Below are 17,084 nucleotides of genomic sequence, written 5' to 3'. Positions count from 1 at the left end.
GTAAACATTCAGTAAACCCCCTCCTGTCGGGAAAGGGGTTTTCTTCTACCAACGGCCGCTCCATTGAGAAGGGCCGGCTGTTCATAAACAGGCTATCAAGCAGGAACTCGCTTCGCCGCGGCGGCGATTCGGAACCCATAAGCATATCCTGCCGAAGTTGTTTCAAATTCCGTTTTTGCCGTCACGGCTGCGGCTCAGGGTCCGCTACACCGTTCGGTATAAGAAAACCCCTTTCCCGGTCCAACCTCAAACGTACGGGGTTTACCGAAACCTTACTGTAATATCGTCCCTGGTGGAGGATAGCTGTCTAATAATAAACGAAAAACCTGGCCGTGGCCATTGTTCTTTTATTTTCCGCGACAGCGGTTTTGCGGAACAGGGCCGGAAGGAGATTCCATTGCCGCTTTTCCTGGTCGCCTGGAATCTACTGGTCCGGAAAGTACTGGATCACCGGCCCGGCCTGGGGCGGGATGCTGGTTCCGTACAGGGTGAACAGCTCCGGCGCGGTGTGGCCCTTGCAATATTTGCCCTTGCAGTGTTTACCCTGGCAACTCTTAAAGTTGACCTCGCAATTTTCAAAGTTGACCGCATCCTTGGTAAACACGGTCAAGGAACCGCTGTTGCTAATATTGATTACAGCGTCGCTGACCGTCAGGGTGTCCACTATCATGGTGACATCACCGGTGATCTCGAGGTCGCCGCCAATGGTTGCCCCTGAGACAACCAGGATCAGCTGGTCGGAGACGTTCAGTTTTGCCGAACTTGCCAGAAAAAGGGAGTCGCAGACAAGGACTGCCTTGCCGCTGATGTTCACGGTGGCCCCGGCATTTATGTTTATCTTGTCGTTTCTGCAGTTGTACGACCCGGCGGTGATCTCCACCGGCGAGTCGGCGAGCCGGACGTTGGAGAGATCGATTATCTTGTTCGGCGGGTCGTAGACGGGCGGGTCCGGCGGCGGCGGCAGGGTCAGGCCCACGTGTTTATCGGGGTCTTTATCCGTGACGTTTATATAGTCGGTGGTGCCCGCGACCGTGCCGTTGGTGCCGATCTCGCCGGTTATGGTCGGGGCGCCCTGCAGGGTGATGGCATTGTCGTCGGTGCTGCCGGCAAAGATGACGTAATCAGGCTGGTCGTTGCCCGGATGGCAGCCCGGATGGCCGCCCCCCGGATGGCCGCCCCCTGGATGACAGCCTCCCTGGTGGCCGCCCCCAGACTGGCCGCCGCCCCCTTGGCAGCCGCCCGAATGGCTGCCCGAAGGGGTGCCGAGGCCGTAGATTTCAGTGCTGTTTCTGATATCGATCCGGTCGCCGACAAAGGTCCCGGTGTTAACGGAGTCCTGCACAAAGTTGAGGTTGCTATAGGGCGCGTAGATAAATCCCCGGATGTTTGCCCCAAAGGTAGAGGTTATCTCCTGAGCAGGGGGCGGGGTCGGTATCCGGAAGGTTATCCGGGCCTGGGCCTCGGTCCAGCCGCCGGGGTTCACCGTGCCGGTGGCGGTGAGATAGGTATAGTCAGCCGCAGAGGTGTCGATCTCCAGGGTGAACTGATGATTATCGGCCGGGACGTAGGTGTGGCCGTCCAGGTCGGCCTTGGCCTGGTCCCGGTCGCGCATGATCTGGGGGATGGCGTAGCGGCCCCCGGACTCGGCCAGGTAGTAGGCCGCGGCCTGGCGGCCGGCCGCCAGTTCGGAATAGGTGGAACTGGCGACCAGGCTGAGCATGGCCGCCCCGGCCACTGCCATGATCGACATGGTGACGATCAGGACGATGAGCAGTGAGCCGCGCTGGTCGGTTGGAAGGAACGGGCGCTTGTTTTTCATGGGCTTGTACCTTCTTTTGTTTAAATATTTCTGGGCACGATCCGGGTGGTGAACACTGAAACGATATTGTCGGCCCCCTGCAAGCCGAGCGTTATCCGGATGATTCGCCGGGAATCAGACCAGTTGGTATACGGGGTGCCGTCAAAGGTATCGTAGTAGGCCAGGCTGAAGTCATCCACCCGGTCGACCAGGATATCCTTGTCCAGGGTCACCTCGGTCCCGGACAGAGCGATGGCATGATTGCCGAGAATCTCGTTTTTGTAGGAGGAGAAGGTGATGGCGTTTGCCGAGGCGGAACCCACCGAGCTGAGTCCGCTCAACTCCTTGACCAGCCGGGCCATTGCCAACCGGCCCTTTTGCGCGGTTGCCGTATTGTCCCGGGCAAGGAGATACCCTTTTATCGAAGGGGCCACCATCCGGCCCGCCATAACCGCCAGGATGCCGGTCATGATCAGGACAACGATGATCTCGACCAGGCTGAAGCCCTGCTGGTTTTTGCGGTCACGTCGCATCTCCGGAACACCTTGGTGATGTTGGCCGGCCTGCACTCGACCGGCAGGGGAAGGAGACTTATTGTTCGGTGAAAAGCACCCACAACTGCTCGTTGCTTACCTGGTCGGCAGCCGTCACCTTCAGGGTAAGGGGCTCGTTGCCGTTGCTGCTGTCCACGGTGATGAACTCCGCCGTTACGCTGAAATCACCCTGATTGAACGAACCGTTGTTGATCTTGTTTTGCAGGCTGGCGAGGGCGGTCGATGATTTGTCGGAGCTGTTGTATTCGGCAGTGACGTTTTCCAGGACCCCGGCAAGACCAAAGGTGTTCTGGACCTGGAAGATCGGGGTCGAACTTTCGGACATGGTCTTGCCGAAATAGGGGAACACCATGGCGGTCATAATTCCGCCGACCAGCAGGACCACAATGAATTCCAGCAGGGTGAAGCCCCTTTTTCCGTCAATCTTTGAACCCATCTGGTAGAACCTGTGTCCGGGTTGCGCGCTGGTGTTGAGGAGTTTCGCGGCTGTGGCGCCCAGGGGTTGTTCTTTATTTTTTAACAGATTACAGGTGTGACTGTCGAGGGTTTTCCGTAACAAGGGGTCTGCCCCTGGTTCGAGGGATGGTTTTTTGCTTCTTCGTCGCGGGCCTATCGAAACCGGCCGGTGGTTTCCGTAAATCTGTAGCCCCTGGTGAACGGTTACACTGTCCGCCATGGTTGCGGTCAGAGCAGGCCGAGGTTCTTCATCTTGGTGCGCAACCGTTTGCGGCTGATTCCCAGCAGTTGCGCGGCCCTGGACTGGTTCCAGGCTGTTTTTTCAAGGGCCTTGACAATGGTCCGTTCTTCTATTTCCGGCAGATTGTATTCCCTGATTTCCGGAACCTCCCAGTTTTGTTGTAATTTCATCTTGCCGGGCAGACATTCGGGATTGATCGTGTCGTAGGGGCAGAGGATCACCGCCCGCTCCATGACGTTTTCAAGCTCGCGTACATTGCCCGGCCAGTCATAATTCCGGAATATTTTTATTACCTCCGGGTCGATCTCCCGGATGGCCTTTTTGTTTTTCCTGCGGAAATGGTCCAGGTAATGTTGGGCCAGCAGGGGGATATCCTCGGCCCGGTCCCGCAGGGGAGGGACATGGATGGTTATTACATTCAACCGGTAGTAAAGGTCCGCCCGGAAATCATCATTGGCAACTGCTTCATCAATATTGCTGTTGGTGGCGGAGAGTACCCTTACATCGGCCCGCACCCTGTCCTTGCCACCGATCCGCCGGATCTCCTTTTCCTGCAGAAAGCGCAGCAGTTTCTTCTGCAGGGCAAAGTCGAGATCACCGATTTCATCAAAAAAGGTGGTCCCGCCCCGGGCCAGTTCGATCAGTCCCAGCTTGCGCTCGCTCGCCCCGGTGAAAGCGCCTTTTTCATAGCCGAACAATTCGCTCTCCATCAGTTCCGGCGGGATGGTGGTGCAGTCGATGGGAAAGAACGGCTTGTCGGCCCGCAGGGATGAATAATGGATTGCCCGGGCGACCAGTTCCTTGCCCGTGCCTGATTCGCCGAGAATAAGGATGTTGGCGTCGGTCTTGCCGACCCGGCGGATCAACGAGAAGATCTCCTGCATCGCCGGAGCCTTGCCGATGATGTTCAGGAATTGATATGCGCCCGGCACCGTGTCATCCGTAAAGGGGGCCCGGTGCTGGAGGATGTCATTGACCATGGACTCAAGGAGGTTCAGATCGACCGGCTTGGTAAGATAGGTGTAGGCGCCCTTGCGCATGGCGTTTACCGCCAGTTCAATGGTCCCGTAGGCGGTGAGGAGAATAAACGGCATCTCCGGGAAGATGGTCTTGGTTTTCTCCAGCAACCGCTCGCCGCTCATCCCGCCCATCTTGAAGTCAGAGATGATCAGGTCGTATTTTTTTTGCTTGAGCAGGTCCAGGGCCTCCTCGCCGGACCGGGCGGTGTCGGCCCGGACCTCGCTGCTCTTCAGGGCCGCGGCCAGGACCTTGAGGGAGTTTATCTCGTCATCGACAATAAGAATGTCATGTGGCATCAATCCGGTTCCTTTCTTGAAAGACAAGGGTGAAGATGCTGCCCTCACCCGGGGTACTCGATACGGTCAGGTCGCCGCCGTGTTCCTGGACGATTTTTTTGGAAATTGCCAGGCCGAGCCCGGTGCCGCGGGTCTTGGTGGTGAAGAACGGGTTGAAGATATCGGCGATGATATCCTCTGGGATGCCGCAGCCGTTGTCTTCGACAATAAGACAAACCCCGCTGTTCCTCCGCCGGGTTTTCACCCGCACCCGGCCATTGACGCCCACTGAATCAAAACCATTGAGAATAAGGTTCAACAGCACCTGCTTGATCTGGTTGCGGTCGCAGTCAACCAGGGGCGCATCCGCCGCAAGGTCGGCCTGGAGTGAAACCCGCCGGTCCGATGATTCCTCCTTGAGCAGGGCCAGGGACTCCTCGACAATCCGGTTGAGATCGGTGGGCTTCAGGTCCGGGGTGACCGGCCGGGCAAAACTGAGCAGGGTGGTGGTCAACTTGTTGATCCGGGAGACCTCGCTGGCAATAACGGCAACAAACTCCCTGGTGTGGCTGCCCTTGACGTTTTTTTCAATATAGGTCGCCGCCCCGCCGATGGCGTTGAGCGGGTTCTTTATTTCATGGGCCAGGGTGGCGGCCAGTTCCCCGGTGGCGGCCAGCCGGCACATCCTCTCCTGTTCGTTTATGGCGTTGCCGAGCCTGGTCAGCATGTCGTTGAAGGCCCCGGAAAGCTCGCCGATTTCATCGCTGCTGTGGACCGGGATCCGGGTGCTCAGGCCGGCCCCGGCCAGGTCGTTCACCGATTTTTTCAGCTGCAGGATCGGCCGGATCAGCCTGATGATCATCCCCAGCCCGAAAAAGAGGGCCGAGATCAGGGTGATCAGGAGCAGGAGAAAGATCATCAGCCGGCGGCCGATGATGGTAATCGGCGAGATGTTGTCATAGAAAACAAAGGTCCCGAAGCTGAGCAGGGGGATGGCGGCCAGAAAGGAAAAGGACGCCAGGGCCCGGTAGAGCAGGGAACCCTCCATTTTAAGGAGTTCCCGCCGGCTCATGCTGAACAGCAGGACGAGAAAGCCCACCGGCCGCATTATGTGGCCGTGCAGCCAGATGCTGGAACCGATGGGCGCGGGAAAAAACAGGAAGATGGCGCCCATGCAGATGATCAGGTGGCCGGCCGCCGAGACAAGGAAGCGTCGGCTCCTCATCCGGTAGAAGGTGCCGATGTAGAGCATGCAGGCAACCCCGGAGAGATAGGCCACCATGATCCAGACCAGGGGCCGGAATTCGCCGAACACCGGGAACCTTTCATATATTCCGGGATGGAGCAGGGCGAGCAGGGGAATGTAGAGCAGCGGCAATATTTTTTTCTTGCCGGGATTCTCAACCGAGATGGCGAGGATAATGATAAACAGTCCGAAGCAATATCCCACCAGGGTCTGGTAGAGCAGGTTCTGGTCCAGGTGAACGGCATGGATCAGGGCATGGATGGCGCTGCTGCACCCCAGGATTGTGAATCCGGCCCCGACCAGGAAGATCCGGCTGCTTTTTTCCGGGCTGATCTGCGGGGCGCTGGTTTTTGAAGTGGAAAAGGCCCGGCAGGCGATAATAAAGCAGATCAGCGCGATAAGGAACTCTTCACCGGTATGATACGACAACATGAGATGTTTCCCGGCCGGCATTTCTTGCCAAGTCATCAGCCTTTTGTCCTGGATGAGGTTTCGTTATCAGTGCGCCGGACCGGTAATGTCCGGTACCGGTTCATATATACCATATTCGATCTGAATTCACTTCTTCCCCTGTTGGCGGTTGCCCGGGGGGCCTGTTTTTTTCGCCCGTCCTGATCGGTTGCGCCGTCTTGATCGCAGCCGGATGTTGTCCCGTTCGGGACAGCCGGCGGCCCAGGAGTGTGCCAAACGGCACAACCGCCGGGGCTGACGGCTGGAACGCGTCTTGTCCAGGATCATTGCCGGCACGGTCCCACCGGGTGCCATCGTCCCGGGGGAGCGGTTTTCCCGCTGCCGGGTCCTGTTTTTTTCTCCCGGTATCTTGTTTCCTGTTCAGTCTGGCATCCCCCTTGCATTAAGCATGACATAGCGTTGGGCCGGCAACAATGTCCAGCAGGATCGATTCCGAACAAGAACCGTAGCAGGGGCAGCGGAATGGCCGGGACAAACAGGATCGACAGGGTTGTTGATGTCTGCGGGCTCCTTTGTCCCCGGCCGATGTTTGTTGCCAGGAAGGCCCTGAAGGAAATGGGGGAGGGGGAGTTGCTCGAGGTGGTTTGTAATGACAACAGTACCAGGGAGACGATCCCGAGACTCTGTAGAGAGGTCGGCGGTACGTTGATCGAGACCCGGAGGGAGCAGGGTTTGCTCCATTTTATCATTAAAAAATAACAGGGGGTGAAGATGAAAAAAGTTCATTTATTAACATTGGTTATGGTTATGGTGCTGGGTAGTGTCGCATTGGCTTTTGCCCAGCCCAAGTATCCGGTCAAGGGCAAGCACCTGGGCGGTGACGTGACACCCAAGCAGGCCTATGCGATGCTGCAGAAGGATCCCGGGCATACCTTTCTGGTGGATGTCAGGACCCGCTATGAGTACCAGGATATCGGCCATCCGGTCGGGGCCTACAATATTCCCTGGAAGTTCTACACCGGCAAGGTCGGGAAAAAGGGGTATGGCAAGGTCTTGAACAAGAACTTTAAAGACGATCTGCTGGCCCGGTTCAACCCGGAGACCGATACCCTGTTGCTGATGTGCCGGAGCGCGGCCAGGACCATTGCCGCCTCCACCGCCGCGGTGGAGGCCGGTTTCAAGCAAGACAAGGTGTTTAACATCCTGGCCGGCTTTGAGGGCGATAAGGTCAAAGACAAGAGCAGCCGTTTCTACGGTAAGCGCCGGGTGGCGGGATGGCGGCTTGATGGGCTGCCCTGGACCTATGGCATGGATCATAAGCTGATGTATCAGCGTGACCTGGCCCAATAAGAAAAAATTCAAACAAGCCGTAGCAGATTGATTTGAGCGGGGCCGTTGTTTGCAGCGCGGCCCCGCTTTTTACGGCCCTTCCCTTGTAAGCGGTCACAGGTGCCGCAGGTTCGTATAAGCGCGACTGTTCGCCTATATTCCCCTACCCCCCCTCCATGCGGACAGGAATGATCGTATGAAGATGCGGTGCCTGTGACGCTTACCTTTCCTTTCCTCCCTGGCCCTTTTTGATCAGCACCTGCCAGGTTCCGTCCCCAAGCTGTTTCTGTTCGAGGATGGTGTGGCCTTCCTTGATCACCGATCCGGGAACATTGTTTATCGGCGGACCGTTGTCCAGGATCAGCTCAAGCACCTGGCCGGGCCGCAGCCGGGCAAGCTCCACCTTGGCGTAGACCATGTTCATCGGGCAGCCGATGCCCCGGCAGCTCTTGAATGCGTCTGCTTCTGTCTTGGTTGTCATTTTTTCATCCTTTTCCTTTTTAAAGAAACCATAATCTCAATGGGCTCGGGAGTCACCTCGCCCCTGCGGATCAGAAACGACCTGATCACCGGTTCGTCCGCGGCCAGGGAGACGATCACATAACTGATATCCGGGTCATGGGCCAGACGGATGTCCTCAAGGGACGGCCGGGCCGGGGTCTCCGGATGGCTGTGATACACGGCCCGGAGCTTGAGGCCGCGTGCGCGCATGTCCCCTACCGCGGCGAACTGTTCCCCGGGCGCCATGGTGAAATGTTCGGCCGACCTGTCCAGGTTGGTCATCTGGTAATGGTTGCTGACCAGGCCGTTGGCCCCGGCCAGGTATCCGCACGCCTCAGCGGGCAGTTCCTGTTCCGCATGGGCGATCATCGCCCTGAACACCTCTTCACTGATCCTGAGCATTGATGGTCCTGAAAAAAGTCTGAATTAACCGCGGAGAGCGCGGAGGGCACAGAGTTAAACAGTTTAAATAATAAATTTTTCTTTGCGACCTCTACCGACCTCTACGGTAAACTTTCTGATTTTTACGAATGCATCAGCATTACTTTTAAACCCTACAGGTTGCAGATTGCCTGTTCCGCGTCAACCAGCGTGGTTATGGTCGGGTTCTCGCCGCATACCGGACAGTCCTTCTGCCTGCGCAGCCGGATCTTTCTGAAATCCATGCTCTTGGCATCAAAACAGAGCAGGGTGTCGGTGAGCAGTTGCCCGACCCCGGTGATGAACTTCAGGGTCTCGGCCGCCTGGATGGTGCCGAGCATGCCGGCGACCGCGCCAAGCACCCCGGCCTGGGAACAGGTGGGTACCGCGTCCAGGGGCGGCGGCTGCCGAAAGGAGCAGCGATAGCATGAACTTTGCCCAGGGAGCACGGTTATCGTCTGGCCGTCGAAGCGGAGGATGCCGCCGTGGGAAAAGGGGATCCCTTCCATGACGCAGGCGTCGTTGACCAGGAACTTGGTGGGGAAATTGTCAGTGCCGTCAACAACGAAGTCATAGCCCCGGATGATCTCGCGGATGTTGTCGGCCCGCAGCCACTCCTGGTAGGTCCTGACCCTGATGTCGGTATTGACCGCCTCCATTTTCTCCCGGGCCGAGTCCACCTTTTTTTTATTGATGTCCCGGGTGAAATGAACGATCTGGCGCTGGAGATTGGAGATCTCGACATGGTCGTTGTCAAGGATGCCGATGGTGCCCACCCCGGCGGCGGCGAGATAGAGGGCCACCGGGGCGCCGAGCCCGCCGGCGCCGATGATAAGCACCTTTGCCTCAAGCAGTTTGATCTGGCCTTCGACCCCCACATCCTGCAGCAGGATATGGCGGCTGTAGCGTTCCAGTTGTTCAGTGGTAAAGTCAATCATAGCGATTCAAGCCCCTGTTCCAGTTCATCCAGTAGATCCTGGTGATCCTCAATGCCCGCGGACAGGCGGATCATGGTCGGCCGCACCCCCATGGCCAGTTTTTCCCGGTCTGAATACTCCGCGAAAATGGTGGACGCAGGGTGGAGGATGAGTGTTTTGTTGTCATTGACATTGGTGGCCCGCCTGATGATCCGCAGGCTGTTGATAAGGGAGAAGCAGGCATCCCGGTCCTTGAGATCAAAGGTGAGCAGGCCGCCGTGGCCGTTGGCAAACTGGCGGCGGGCCGTCTGGTGACCGGGAGAACCCGGCAGGCCGGGATAGTTGACCGTTGTGACCTTGGGATGTGCTTCAAGATATTCGGCCAGGATCCGGGCATTGGCGCAGCTTTTGTCGATCCGCAGGCCCAGGGTCTCCAGGCCCAGGGTCTGGAGATAGGCGTTATGGGGTGACAGGCAGGCGCCGACATTGCGAAAGATTTCCCGGCGCAGGGAGCCGATAAAGGCCATCGGCCCCATGGTCTTTACCCGGTCCGCCAGGCGCGGGGACCGGCTCCAGTCAAAGGTGCCGTTATCAATGATCAGTCCGCCCAGCGAGGTGGCCCCGCCGGAGATGTACTTGGTGCTTGACAGCAGCTCGATATCCACCCCGGCCCGGCGGCTGTTGAACAGGTAGGGGGTCGTCAGGGTGTTGTCCAGGACCAGGGGCACCCCGTGTTTCCTGGTTATGGCGCTGATCTCGTTGCAGTCGGCAACCTCGAGCTGGGGGTTGGTGATGCTCTCCAGGAACAGGGCCCGGGTGTTTGCGTCGATTGCCGCATCGATTGCCCCGGGATCGAGCATGGATACATACCTGACCTCCAGCCCCCAGGGTCGCATGGTCTTTTCAAGAAGCGACAGGGTGTTGCCGAACAGGTATCTGGTGGTGACGATGTTTGAGCCTGCCTCGGCCAGGGCCAGGATGGTGTTGCTGATCGCGGCCATGCCGGACGAGACCGCCAGTACCGCCAGGCCGCCGGAGAGGAGCTGCAGCCGCTGTTCAAGCTCCTCCACCGTGGGGTTGGAGATCCGTGAATAGGCATGGGCCGGCTTTTTGCCCTCAAAGGTGAGTTGGATCGAGCGGGCGTCATCATGCTCAAAGGCGACGTTGTCATACACCGGCATCCGCAGGGCGCCGTAGGGATCCTTGTGCAGCCGGGGCCCGTGAATGGCCCGGGTGGCAAAGCCTTTCATCAGGCCGCGCCTCCGCCCATGAAATAGAGAAAATCGATCTCATCGTTTTCAGAGATCAACACGGTTTCATACTGGGACCGGTCGACAATTTTACCGTTGAGCTGGACCGAAACCATGTCCGGTGACTCGACCTTGTTAAAGGCCAACAGCTCGGCAATGGATCGGACACTACCTTCAACTTCCTGTTTTTCGCCGTTTATCGTGATCTTCATCAGGTCCTCCTTGTTCGGTGGAGTGTTTTTTTCGCGGGTAAACATGATTAAACTGATCAACATACTATGGTTATGTAGCAGATCCTGAAAAAATGTCAAGAAAATAATCCGGCCGGGCAAAGCAGAAACCAGGCACGAGCCGGGTGCGGCAGTGATTTGTCACTGTAAAATCAGATCGTGTAGAAGGGCACGTTCCGGCTCGCCTGTAGTTGGGAAAGGAGGTCGGCAAGACTGAGTTCAAGGACCTCCAGCAGCTTTTCCTGCATCTGTTTCAGGAGGACGTTGATCACATCGGTGGGATCATCGGTCCTGGAGGCGAATTCAATTCCGCCCTCAAGGAGAACGATGATTTCCGAGACCATGATCTCCCCCGGCGGCCGGGCCAGTTGATAACCGCCCCGCTTGCCGCGCGTACTCCTGATGATGTCCGCCTTGCCCAGCTGGTTGAAGATCTGTTCAAGGTACTGGCGGGGTATATCCTGCCGGGCGGCGATCTCCTTGATCGGCAACAGACCCTGGTCGAACGATTCCGCCAGGGCCAGCAGGGCCTTGAGGCCGTACCGGCTTTTGGAGCTGATTGAAAGCATGGCAAGAGCAGTATAAGAAAAAGTTAATATGAAAGCAGCCGCGAAGCGCGGTACTCGTCATGCCGGAGCGATGTCTTTCACTGTTTCGTTGTGGCCGGCCGGGCGCCAGCCCAGTTGAAGAACGCCGTCTTGTTCATGGACCACGAGCCCGTGGGCCCTGAGAACGATAAACAGCGGCCGGCCGAGGAAAAAAAGCTCCTCGTTCCCGGCCGGCCCCAAATATTGGATCGCTTTACGACGAATGGCCAGGTCTTTCCGGACCAGTGCGGTCAGTTCAGCCAGTTTGTCCTGGTCAGCGGCCTGTCTGCTGTTCTCCGGGACCAGGCGGGCCAGGCTGGTGGCCGGACATTCCCGCTCGTGGTAAAGCACGAGACCAAGCAGGGGATTGTCCGGGGAGATGATATCGGTCCGGGCAAGGGTGTGGCGGCCGATTACCGCCACCAGTTCCTCCGGCGCCCAGCACTTGAGCAGCCGGCATTCAAGCGGCCGATGGTCGTAAATGGTGCAGCCCCGGTTCGGCTCGTCATAAAACGAGCAGGCCCATTCGTTGGCCTGGTTGGCGGTCTTGACCAACTCATGGGTGGTGGGCTCCACCTGTCCGGTCAGCGGAGAATAGGCCCACTCGCCCTTGCGGATGGTGAGCAGGTGGCGGTACTCCAGGCGGCCGGAGCGGACAATTTCAAGATCTTGCCGGTGCAGGGCCGGTCCGCCCTTGCGGCAGCAGGTGCCGCAGCGGCGGCAATGGTCCATGGCAAGGGACATCTGATTACACTGAGCAGACCCGGTTTCTGCCTTGGGACTTGGCCGCATAGAGGAATTTATCCGCCCTGGACATCAGGCTGTTGAAGGTGTCGCTTTGTTCGCCAAAGGATGCCACCCCGAAGCTGATGGTGATCTTCAGGTCAGCGTCATAGGCCTTGAAACCGGCCTCTTCGATATCCAGGCGCAGCTTTTCGGCAACCGACACGGCCTCGTCCTTGTCGGTGTTCAACAGCAGCATGGCGAACTCATCGCCCCCGTACCGGGCGACCACATCGCTTTTGCGGCGGTTTTTTTTCAGAATGTCGGCCAGTTGGGTCAGGACCATGTCACCCACCTGGTGGCCGTAGTTGTCATTAACCTGTTTGAACCGGTCGATGTCGCAGATCACCAGGCTCAGGGACTCGTTGTACCGCTTGGCCCGGTCGATTTCATCCAGGAACCGCTCGTCAAAATAGCGGCGGTTATGGATCCCGGTCAGGGAATCCTTGATCGCCTCGTTCAGGGTTTTGGTGTAGAGTTTGGAGTTGTTGATCGCCCGGCCCACGGCATGGGCGATGATCGACAGGGCGGTGATTGCCTCCCGGCGGATCGGTTCCCGGGAAATGGAGTTGTCAACCAGCAGGACCCCCTCCATGGTCTCCATGTCCTGGTCGGTGAATATCCGGCAGTTGGCGCAGATTGCCGGCTTGTCTTCCGGCCTTACGTCGCCGTTGCAGCATTTCGTGTCAGCGACCAGCCAGCAGCGCGTCCACCTTTTGCCGTATACCGGGCAGTCTGTCCGGGTGCAGTTCTTGATCTCCCAGCAGACGACCCTTTTTTTGTTGACCACCGGTATCAGGACATAGTTATTGATCCCCAGCCGGGTGACCAGGGGATCGTTCCGGTCCTTTTCCTCGGCCAGCACCGGAAAGCCGTTGGCCAGCGGCGAAGAGAGAAGACTGCCCGTGTCCAGGGGAAAGGCGATGTCAGCGATTGCCTTGGGATCAAAACCCTTGCCCAGCTTGCCCTGGAGTATGTTTTTCTTATGTTTGACAAAGAACAGGGCAACCCGGTCAAAGTCGAATGCCTCGTCAACCAGGTCGATGAATTTTTCCTCGACATTGTTGAGGTCAAGGTCTTCATAGATCAGGCTCAGGGTCTCCAGAACGGAAAGGGTGTCAGGCAGCATTGCAGGGCTTCCTCGGATGACCCGGCCGGCCGGTTTTTATGGCCCGCCGTGCAGGTGGATGGTTTATTATGAAAGTCTTGCCGGAGTGATGCCTTTTATCGTTTTGTCGTGGCCGGCCAATTTGGTCCGGCCATGCTGGTCAGTGGAGAGTGTTCTCCGTCTCCGGGATTACGCGTCAATGCTGGTACCATATTTTCGGCTATATTGCTATTTTTTTGTTTGTCTTGGCCCGAGGAAAAAAGAAATTCGCCAGGGGTCGGCTTTCCGATGGATTTCCGTCTCAGGGGCGGGCTATACTGTTTTGCTGGAGCAAAAGCCATGGAATATATTGACTTACATACCCATTCCTCCTGTTCGGACGGCACCATGAGTCCGGCGGCGGTTGTTGACTGGGCCGCGACCTCGGGATTGAAGGTGATGGCCCTGACCGACCATGATACCATGGCCGGGGTGGCGGCGGCCCTGGCCCGGGGCCGGAAAAAGGGCATTGAGGTGGTTCCGGGAGTGGAACTGAGCGTTCGGCACGGCCCCACACCCATTCATCTCCTCGGTTATTGGCCGCAACCGGATGATATCGGGTTGCGGCAACGCCTGCAAGGGATCCAGGCGGCCCGGCAAGAGCGTAACCAGCGGATCGTGGCCAGGCTCAACCGGCTGGGAATCGCGGTCAGGATGGAGGAACTCCGGCAAGCCGCGGCGGACGGTCAGATCGGCCGGCCGCATATAGCCCGGCTGCTGGTGGCAAAGGGGGTTGTCAAGGATGTCAACCAGGCCTTTGCCATCTATCTCCGCCGGGGCGCGGCGGCCTATGTCGAACGGAGCAGGTTCGAGGCCAACGAGGCCATTGCCGTCATCCAGCGGGCCGGCGGCATGGCGGTATTGGCCCATCCCGGCCAACTCGATCCCTCCCCGGCAGTCATCTCCGGACTGCTCACCGCCTTGAAGGATCAAGGCCTGGCCGGGGTGGAGGCCTATTATCCGAGCCATTCCCCCAAGGTCACCTCGTTGCTTAAGCAGATGGCCAAGGGGTTGGACCTGGTTGTTACCGGGGGCAGCGATTTTCACGGCGAGGATCGCCGGGGGGCACTTCCCGGCTTGACAGGCCCGGTGTTTCGTGTTCCCTATCAGCTCTATGAAATCATGAAGGAAAAAAGAAGGATCTCAGTTGGCAAGGAATTTCAATGAATACCATTCTTATTGTTGATGACGAGCCCAATTACCTGATCGTCCTGTCCGAACTCCTGCGGGAGGAAGGATTCGAGGTGTTCACCGCCAAAAGCGGTATCGAGGGGCTGCGGGTGGTCAAGGAAAACGATATCGACCTGGTGCTTACCGATATGCGGATGCCCGGCATGGACGGCCTGGAACTGCTTGCCGAGGTCAAGGAGTATAACCGTGATCTGCCGGTGATCATGATCACCGCCTTCGGTGAGGTGGAAAAGGCGGTGGTGGCCATGCGGGCCGGGGCCTTCAACTATCTGACCAAGCCCTTTAACAACGACGACCTGGTGATGAATATCCGCAAGGCGGTGGAGCATTATTCCCTGCTCAAGGAAAACCGGCGGCTGCGGGACGAGGTCCGGGACCGGTACGGGTTCGCCAGTATCATCGGCAAGAACAAGCGGATGCGGCAGATATATCAGCTCATCGAAAAGGTGGCGCCCACCCCGGCCTCGGTGCTGATCACCGGCGAATCCGGGACCGGCAAGGAGCTGGTGGCCCGGGCGATCCATTTTAACAGCACCCGGGAAAAGGCCCCCTTTATCTCGGTGAACTGCGCGGCCCTGCCCGAAACCCTGCTGGAGAGCGAGCTGTTCGGCCATGAGAAGGGGGCCTTTACCGGGGCCGCCTCGTTGCGCAAGGGGCGGTTCGAACTGGCTGACACCGGTACCCTTTTTCTGGATGAGATCGGCGATATCCCCTTGACCCTCCAGGCCACATTGCTGCGGGTCCTGCAGGAACGGACCTTTGAGCGGGTAGGGGGGACCAGGCCGATCAAGGTGGACGTGCGGGTGGTGACCGCCACCAACAAGGATATCAAGGACGAGGTGGACAAGGGGAGGTTCCGCGACGACCTCTATTACCGGCTGAACGTGGTTCAGATCCACCTGCCGCCGCTTCGGGAGCGGCGTGACGATATTCCTCTGCTGGCCGGTCATTTTGTCGGCAAGTTTGCCAAGAGCCTGGGCCGGCCCTCCCTGGAGATCTCCACTGAAGCCCTGCGGCTTCTCACCACCTTGCCATGGGAGGGCAATGTGCGCGAACTGGAGAATACCATTGAGCGGGCCGCTATTCTCTGCTCCGGCGACCGGATCGAGCCGGAGGATGTCCAGCCGGATATCGATGGTTCCGGCCGGGGCAAAAAAGGGGGGGTATGGGCTTCCGAGGTTGATTTCGAGCAGTTGGTTCCGGCGGACGTCACCCTGCCCGAGGCGTTGAGCAGTATTGAAGAGAAAATGCTGCGCCGGGCCCTGACCGATGCCGATTCGGTGCAGGCCCGGGCCGCGGAGAGACTGGGAATCACCAAAAGCCTGCTCCAGTACAAGATGAAGAAGTATGGACTATCCGGAAGACAGAAGCCGGAGGCCGGAAGTCAGAAGACAGAGGACAGAAGACAGTAAAAAACGGTGGACAGTGGACAGTAAAAGAACCAAGAACAGTGGGCAGTGGACAGTAGGAAACTAGAATATTAGAAAAAAAAGGCCCTGCCTTCCCGTAAAACTCCGGCAGACAAGCAGGAGACAATTTTTTATTTTTTACTGTCCACCGTCCACCGTCCACCGTCTTCTGACTTCCGGCCTCTGTCACCCCCCGCCCCAGTTCAATTTATTCCTGAGGATCTCGAAATAGCTCTTATTGGGCGAGCTGATCAGCCGCAGCGGGTTTTCGGCCGTGGTTACCTCCAGGATATCCTCCTCTTCCATCTGGCCGGCAAAGCGGCCGTCAACGATGATCTTTACATTGGTGACCGGGCCGGACAGCCTGGTGGTCAGGGTAACCGTGGCCGGCAGGAGCACCGGCCGGCTCTCCAGCATGAAGGGACAGATCGGGGTGACCAGCAGACAGGGCAGGTCCGGGTGGACAATCGGCCCGCCGGCCGACAGGTTGTAGGCAGTGGAGCCGGTGGGGGTGGAAAAGATGAGTCCGTCCGCCTTGTAGGCGGTAATAAAATCCCGGTCCGCCCAGGTACTCAGTTCAACGATCTGTTCGATGTTGTCCTTGCTGATCGCCACCTCGTTGAGGGCATAGTGGAAGTCGCCGGCCGGCAGCCCCTTTTTCCGGAGCCGGGCCTTGAGCATGGTCCGCAGTTCGATCCGGACCGACCCGGCCAGGATTGAGTCAAGCACCTGCTGGTATTCGTCCACCGCCACCTCGGTGAGAAACCCCAGGCCGCCCAGGTTTATCCCCACCACCGGGATGTTGAACCGGCCGGCCTGGGCAGCGATGTGGAGCAGGGTCCCGTCGCCGCCCAGGATGACCAGGATGTCCATGTCCGGGGTAACCTCATCGGCCACGGTTGCGATTCCCCGTTGGCCGAACCACTCCGCCAGTTCCTTGCCGATGCGCCGCGGCTCCGGCGAGCCCCTTTTGATGATGATTCCCGCTTTTTTGATTTTCATCCTTGATGGTCTCGTAAACAGAATGATGATGGCGAAGTAAGATGCATTTGTAAAAAACTAGAATGTTTACCGCAGAGGACGCAGAGGCCGCAAAGAAAGACATATTATTTGAAAATAATTAGCTCTGTGCCCTCTGCGCTCTCTGCGGTGAAACCAGACTTTTCAGGGTCTCTCTTTGTTCGCTTAACTAGTGCCCATCCAGAAATGGCCCTTTCGCCCAATCTCGGCGTCATGCTCAAAAAATAATCCTCGTAATATCATTTAGATGACTTCGGTTATTTTTTTCGCGATCCTTGATCTTGAACGAAATTGCTCAT

The 17,084-nt window shown here is 58.0% G+C and carries 18 protein-coding genes; 4 read left to right on the top strand and 14 right to left on the bottom strand.

Going from position 1 to position 17,084, the window contains the following annotated elements; all coding sequences use genetic code 11:
- Positions 1 to 424: 424 nt before the first annotated feature.
- From L3J03_09740 to L3J03_09720, 5 genes are all read right to left on the bottom strand, one after another.
- Complete coding sequence (locus tag L3J03_09740; GenBank protein MCF6291259.1) at positions 425 to 1,819, bottom strand: hypothetical protein; 1,395 nt, start codon at positions 1,817 to 1,819, stop codon at positions 425 to 427.
- 20 nt (positions 1,820 to 1,839) lie between these two features.
- On the bottom strand, positions 1,840 to 2,331 hold the full coding sequence (locus L3J03_09735) for a prepilin-type N-terminal cleavage/methylation domain-containing protein (GenBank protein MCF6291258.1): 492 nt from the start codon (positions 2,329 to 2,331) through the stop codon (positions 1,840 to 1,842).
- Between the two features lie 58 nt (positions 2,332 to 2,389).
- On the bottom strand, positions 2,390 to 2,788 hold the full coding sequence (locus tag L3J03_09730; GenBank protein MCF6291257.1) for a type II secretion system GspH family protein: 399 nt from the start codon (positions 2,786 to 2,788) through the stop codon (positions 2,390 to 2,392).
- Positions 2,789 to 3,036: 248 nt separating this feature from the next.
- Entirely contained in the window at positions 3,037 to 4,365 is a 1,329-nt protein-coding gene (locus tag L3J03_09725; GenBank protein ID MCF6291256.1) for a sigma-54 dependent transcriptional regulator, read from the bottom strand.
- Positions 4,355 to 6,058: an ATP-binding protein gene (locus L3J03_09720; GenBank protein MCF6291255.1), complete on the bottom strand. Its 1,704-nt coding sequence runs from the start codon at positions 6,056 to 6,058 to the stop codon at positions 4,355 to 4,357. The genes L3J03_09725 and L3J03_09720 overlap by 11 nt, the downstream gene beginning before the upstream one ends.
- 465 nt (positions 6,059 to 6,523) lie before the next feature.
- On the opposite strand from L3J03_09720, the gene L3J03_09715 reads away from it, so the two are divergent.
- Complete coding sequence (locus L3J03_09715) at positions 6,524 to 6,760, top strand: sulfurtransferase TusA family protein (GenBank protein MCF6291254.1); 237 nt, start codon at positions 6,524 to 6,526, stop codon at positions 6,758 to 6,760.
- A 12-nt stretch (positions 6,761 to 6,772) separates the two neighbouring features.
- Complete coding sequence (locus L3J03_09710) at positions 6,773 to 7,351, top strand: hypothetical protein (GenBank protein MCF6291253.1); 579 nt, start codon at positions 6,773 to 6,775, stop codon at positions 7,349 to 7,351.
- 199 nt (positions 7,352 to 7,550) lie between these two features.
- On the opposite strand, the gene L3J03_09705 is transcribed toward L3J03_09710, so the two are convergent.
- The 8 genes from L3J03_09705 to L3J03_09670 form a co-directional block, all read right to left on the bottom strand.
- Entirely contained in the window at positions 7,551 to 7,811 is a 261-nt protein-coding gene (locus L3J03_09705) for a sulfurtransferase TusA family protein (GenBank protein ID MCF6291252.1), read from the bottom strand.
- Positions 7,808 to 8,233, bottom strand: a complete 426-nt coding sequence (locus tag L3J03_09700) for a M67 family metallopeptidase (protein ID MCF6291251.1) — start codon at positions 8,231 to 8,233, stop codon at positions 7,808 to 7,810. Before L3J03_09700 ends, L3J03_09705 begins: the two co-directional genes overlap by 4 nt.
- Before the next feature lie 152 nt (positions 8,234 to 8,385).
- Positions 8,386 to 9,189, bottom strand: coding sequence for a molybdopterin-synthase adenylyltransferase MoeB (gene moeB, locus L3J03_09695; GenBank protein MCF6291250.1), 804 nt, complete (start codon positions 9,187 to 9,189; stop codon positions 8,386 to 8,388).
- The gene (locus tag L3J03_09690; protein ID MCF6291249.1) at positions 9,186 to 10,418 is read right to left on the bottom strand and encodes a PLP-dependent transferase; all 1,233 of its coding nucleotides are present in this window, start codon (positions 10,416 to 10,418) and stop codon (positions 9,186 to 9,188) included. The genes moeB and L3J03_09690 overlap by 4 nt, the downstream gene beginning before the upstream one ends.
- Positions 10,418 to 10,630: a sulfur carrier protein ThiS gene (gene thiS / locus L3J03_09685; protein ID MCF6291248.1), complete on the bottom strand. Its 213-nt coding sequence runs from the start codon at positions 10,628 to 10,630 to the stop codon at positions 10,418 to 10,420. Before thiS ends, L3J03_09690 begins: the two co-directional genes overlap by 1 nt.
- 170 nt (positions 10,631 to 10,800) lie before the next feature.
- Entirely contained in the window at positions 10,801 to 11,217 is a 417-nt protein-coding gene (locus tag L3J03_09680; GenBank protein ID MCF6291247.1) for an Rrf2 family transcriptional regulator, read from the bottom strand.
- Positions 11,218 to 11,274: 57 nt separating this feature from the next.
- Positions 11,275 to 11,979: a YkgJ family cysteine cluster protein gene (locus L3J03_09675; GenBank protein MCF6291246.1), complete on the bottom strand. Its 705-nt coding sequence runs from the start codon at positions 11,977 to 11,979 to the stop codon at positions 11,275 to 11,277.
- A gap of 4 nt (positions 11,980 to 11,983) precedes the next feature.
- On the bottom strand, positions 11,984 to 13,147 hold the full coding sequence (locus tag L3J03_09670) for a GGDEF domain-containing protein (protein ID MCF6291245.1): 1,164 nt from the start codon (positions 13,145 to 13,147) through the stop codon (positions 11,984 to 11,986).
- Positions 13,148 to 13,465: 318 nt separating this feature from the next.
- On the opposite strand from L3J03_09670, the gene L3J03_09665 reads away from it, so the two are divergent.
- Entirely contained in the window at positions 13,466 to 14,332 is an 867-nt protein-coding gene (locus L3J03_09665) for a PHP domain-containing protein (GenBank protein MCF6291244.1), read from the top strand.
- Positions 14,329 to 15,768, top strand: coding sequence for a sigma-54 dependent transcriptional regulator (locus tag L3J03_09660; protein MCF6291243.1), 1,440 nt, complete (start codon positions 14,329 to 14,331; stop codon positions 15,766 to 15,768). The genes L3J03_09665 and L3J03_09660 overlap by 4 nt, the downstream gene beginning before the upstream one ends.
- Before the next feature lie 183 nt (positions 15,769 to 15,951).
- Here L3J03_09660 and L3J03_09655 read toward each other — a convergent pair whose 3' ends face one another.
- Positions 15,952 to 16,767, bottom strand: a complete 816-nt coding sequence (locus L3J03_09655; GenBank protein ID MCF6291242.1) for an NAD(+)/NADH kinase — start codon at positions 16,765 to 16,767, stop codon at positions 15,952 to 15,954.
- Positions 16,768 to 17,084: the final 317 nt, after the last annotated feature.

The sequence above is a fragment of the Desulfobacterales bacterium genome (genome assembly GCA_021647905.1).
Taxonomy (GTDB): Bacteria; Desulfobacterota; Desulfobulbia; order Desulfobulbales; family BM004; genus JAKITW01.
This window is presented reverse-complemented; position numbering and strand designations above follow the sequence as displayed.